Consider the following 4,288-nt stretch of genomic DNA (forward strand, 5'->3'; position numbering starts at 1 on the left):
ATAACGATGGAACAGCGACAGTAACCTTCCCAGATGGTTCAGTAGCAGTCTTGACACCAGAGAAGACAGTGAAAAAAGCAACTAAAGAGTCATCTGCTAACCCAGCATCTAAGAAAGCTGGAGCGAAAGAATTGCCAAATACTGGTACAGAGCAATCTAATGCTTCAGTTGGTCTAGCACTACTTGCAGCAGCGACAGGTGGACTTCTCTTCGCTAAAAAACGCAAGGAAGAAAAGTAAATAAAAAGCTCAAATAAAGCAAAACTGAGAATGATTATTCTTTCAGACTGCTAGAAAAACCGTAAGAAGAAATTCTTACGGTTTTTTGATTATGTGACTATTAGTCGTCTCGCTCCGTGAGGTGCGAGACAAATAAACCACCCGCTATGCGGGTGCGCGTCGAAGGTTATACCAAAAAAACTCCAAACGCGATACAATAAAGGTGTTCAAGCCAATTGTAAAGCGAAAGGAGAAAACCATGGCACAAAAGTCTCATAGTTTATCACACACAAAGTGGCACTGTAAGTATCAAATTGTGTTCACCCCTAAGTATAGACGAACAGTCATCTATAATCAATATCGGAGTAGTTTAGGTGAAATATTTCATCGCTTGTGTAGTTATAAAGGTGTTGAAATTATTGAAGGACACTTGATGGCAGATCATGTACATATGTTGGTAAGTGTTCCACCAAGGATAAGTGTTTCTAGTTTCATGAGTTATTTAAAGGCTAAAAGTGCACTCATGATGTTTGGCAAACACGCCAACCTCAAGTACAAGTTTGGTAATCGACATTTCTGGGCGGAAGGTTATTATTTGAGTACAGTAGGGCTTAATGAAGTCACAATAAGGAAATATATTCAAGATTAAAGAAATTATCCAGTGGATGATTTCTTCACGAGTATGAAAATTTGAGAACGAGTACAGCATGATATAGCTCTAGATAAATTGAGTGTAAAAGAATATGAGGATCCCTTTAGGGATAGTGGTAAGTAATACTAAAGCCTCTTTAAGAGGCAAGTGACGAGTCAAGCGCAATAGAGCTTGAACAACGTGAAAGCCAGCGTCTAAAGACGCTGGCTGGTAATTTGGGCTTATAGCCCTGGTATGGTGGTTATGATTTCAAATACTCGTTTTACTATTTGAAGTCAGATAAATAAAATTTTTTCCTGATAACGATATCTCGTAAAAATTGCAGAATGTAAATTAGTCAACAATTTATTAATACTATAGTGGATTGAAATAAGATGTGAACAAAGAGATTAGGAAAGTCAAATTAATTTCTAAAAACGCTTTAGAATCCTTGTCGTACTATTCTAGGTTCAATCCACTGTAGTTGTATAGTTCTATCAGAAACGATCAAAAGCACTAAATTAAATCTGAGTAAGGCATAGAACAAGAAAATGGATATTTAACTCAGATAGCCTTACATAAGGGTTTAAACCGCCAAAATAGAAAATATAAACAGTTAGAAAATCTAGAAGATAATCGAGATTGAGAATGAAACTGTCTTGTAACTAAAGTCAACCTCTAAAATAATAGGATAATCAAAAAAATAAATGATGAGTATAATCTAAACTAATAAATGGGGAATACTAACGATTAGCAACAAATCTAATGATAAATACTTCTCTACTAATTAGAGGTAAGTTAGCTATAGTTTCTGATTTGAGTGAGAATATTTCTCGAGGCTATGAAAAAATAAATGGATTACTTGAACAGCTGAACATAATGTAAAATAACAAGTAAAAAAATAGAACAATTACACTTAAAATATCACTAGTTTGCCCCGTATAGAGATCCAGTAAAGGAATCATCAATTCCATACCAGGCTGGTAAAAACTTTAAATAAAAACTAAAATATGGTAAAATTACAATTAGATAAAATTTTTAGGAGACATTTATGAAGACAAAAACACTTGCACAAGTTGATGGAATTATTGGGATCATTGCAGGAGCTGTTTTAGCAATTTTACCAGTCGTTATCGTTATGATTGCAGCTATTTCTGAAAATGAAGATTTTGCGGGAGTAGTTTTGGGAATTGTTTTCCTTGTTTTTACTTTAGTAAAAATCGCAACTCTAATCCTAGGAATTCTCACTCTTGTCTACTACAAGGATGACAAGCGTATCTCACTTGCTCCATCTATCTTATTTATCGTTGGATCGGTAGTATCATTGATTCCGTTCTTGGGATGGATTGGTGGAATTATTCTCATCATTGGTGGAGCGCTATACTTGTCAAGCTTAAAACATTTCCAAATCGAAGGATAGTTCTATACTAAAAGAGAAGAGGCAAGAAGTCTCTTCTCTTTTTTGATTGATTTTGACTAGCTTTTTTGTGAAAAATTGTGTAAAATAGAATAGATAAACGAGGGAAACCTCGGAAAATAAAAGGAGTATCCATCAAATGGTAAAATTGGTTTTTGCTCGCCACGGTGAGTCTGAATGGAACAAAGCTAACCTTTTCACTGGTTGGGCTGATGTTGATTTGTCTGAAAAAGGAACACAACAAGCGATTGACGCTGGTAAATTGATCAAAGAAGCTGGTATCGAATTTGACCAAGCTTACACTTCAGTATTGAAACGTGCAATCAAAACAACTAACTTGGCTCTTGAAGCATCTGACCAATTGTGGGTTCCAGTTGAAAAATCATGGCGCTTGAACGAACGTCACTACGGTGGTTTGACTGGTAAAAACAAAGCTGAAGCAGCTGAACAATTTGGTGATGAACAAGTTCACATCTGGCGTCGTTCATACGATGTATTGCCTCCAGCAATGGATCGCGACGATGAGCACTCAGCTCACACTGACCGTCGTTACGCTTCACTTGACGACTCAGTTATCCCAGATGCTGAAAACTTGAAAGTGACTTTGGAACGTGCCCTTCCATTCTGGGAAGATAAAATCGCTCCAGCTCTTAAAGATGGTAAAAATGTATTCGTAGGAGCACACGGTAACTCAATCCGTGCCCTTGTGAAACACATCAAACAATTGTCAGATGACGAAATCATGGATGTAGAAATCCCTAACTTCCCACCATTGGTATTCGAATTTGACGAAAAATTGAACGTAGTTTCTGAATACTACCTTGGTAAATAAGTATCATGAAGCCTAGGATGACTCCTAGGCTTTTCAATTTCTAAATAATTCGGTACGATATTGAAAGAAAGCCCTATTTGATAATTTTACAGTGAAAGATTTAAGAATTCAAAAAAGAATTTAACTTGTCAAAGCAGAGGATTCTTGTTATAATAGGTAAGATGGAGGCGTTATGGCACTTAAAAAAGCAAGTCTAGCCTGTGCGGTTTGTGGTTCTAGAAACTATTCGATTAAGATTAGTGGAAATCCAAAACCAACACGCTTAGAAGTAAATAAATTTTGTAAACACTGTGGCAAGTACACCACACACCGAGAAACGAGATAGGAGAAAACGATGCGTTTTATTAAGGATATTTTTAAACTTCTTAAAGAAACAACTTGGCCGACTCGCAAGGAAAGTTGGTTAGATTTTAAATCTATCATGGAATACACTGCTTTCTTTGTAGTGATGATTTATATTTTTGACCAATTGATTGTTAGCGGATTGATTCGTTTTATTAATATTTTTTAAAATAAGCTAAGAAAAAGATCTAGTCGCTGAAATTCTTCAGTTAGGAAAGGAAAAAACATGGATAGTTTTGATAAAGGATGGTTTGTGCTACAAACTTATTCTGGCTACGAAAATAAAGTAAAAGAAAATCTATTGCAACGTGCACAAACATACAATATGCTAGAAAATATTCTACGTGTTGAAATTCCTACACAAACAGTGCAAGTAGAAAAAAATGGAAAGAAAAAAGAAATCGAAGAAAATCGCTTTCCAGGGTATGTTCTTGTAGAAATGGTTATGACCGACGAAGCATGGTTTGTTGTGCGTAACACACCAAACGTAACAGGATTCGTAGGTTCACACGGAAATAGATCAAAACCAACTCCACTTTTGGAACAAGAAATTCGCGATATTTTAGTTTCTATGGGTCAAACTGTCCAAGAATTTGATATTGATGTTGAAGTTGGTCAAACTGTTCGTATTATTGACGGTGCTTTCGCAGATTACACAGGTAAGATCACAGAAATTGATAACAATAAAGTTAAGATGATTATCTCAATGTTTGGGAATGATACAGTTGCAGAAGTAAATCTTAACCAGATTGCAGAACTTTAATCAAGAATATTATCAATATAAAATCACAAACAAAGACAACTGTAGAGACAACAGTTGTCTTTTTATCTCTCATCTGCCTTTCTCA

Annotated in this window: 6 protein-coding genes and 1 pseudogene; all 7 read left to right on the forward strand. The window is 35.6% G+C overall.

Features of this window, described 5'->3' with window-relative positions; genetic code table 11:
* Positions 1 to 239: MiiA motif-containing surface protein (locus tag AC3E7H_RS09775; RefSeq protein WP_490676495.1), on the forward strand; the 239-nt coding region annotated here is incomplete at its 5' end.
* A 238-nt stretch (positions 240 to 477) separates the two neighbouring features.
* Positions 478 to 864, forward strand: a pseudogene (gene tnpA, locus AC3E7H_RS09780) (IS200/IS605 family transposase); the annotation flags it as partial.
* A gap of 1,036 nt (positions 865 to 1,900) precedes the next feature.
* Positions 1,901 to 2,269: a hypothetical protein gene (locus AC3E7H_RS09785; protein WP_049530250.1), complete on the forward strand. Its 369-nt coding sequence runs from the start codon at positions 1,901 to 1,903 to the stop codon at positions 2,267 to 2,269.
* 136 nt (positions 2,270 to 2,405) lie between these two features.
* Entirely contained in the window at positions 2,406 to 3,098 is a 693-nt protein-coding gene (locus tag AC3E7H_RS09790) for a phosphoglycerate mutase (protein WP_000240128.1), read from the forward strand.
* 172 nt (positions 3,099 to 3,270) lie between these two features.
* Positions 3,271 to 3,423, forward strand: a complete 153-nt coding sequence (gene rpmG / locus AC3E7H_RS09795; protein WP_001809375.1) for a 50S ribosomal protein L33 — start codon at positions 3,271 to 3,273, stop codon at positions 3,421 to 3,423.
* 9 nt (positions 3,424 to 3,432) lie between these two features.
* The gene (secE, locus tag AC3E7H_RS09800) at positions 3,433 to 3,609 is read left to right on the forward strand and encodes a preprotein translocase subunit SecE (protein WP_001211016.1); all 177 of its coding nucleotides are present in this window, start codon (positions 3,433 to 3,435) and stop codon (positions 3,607 to 3,609) included.
* A gap of 57 nt (positions 3,610 to 3,666) precedes the next feature.
* On the forward strand, positions 3,667 to 4,203 hold the full coding sequence (gene nusG, locus AC3E7H_RS09805; protein ID WP_045763385.1) for a transcription termination/antitermination protein NusG: 537 nt from the start codon (positions 3,667 to 3,669) through the stop codon (positions 4,201 to 4,203).
* Positions 4,204 to 4,288: the final 85 nt, after the last annotated feature.

It is taken from the genome of Streptococcus sp. SCPM-O-B-15304 (M98), from assembly GCF_058200215.1.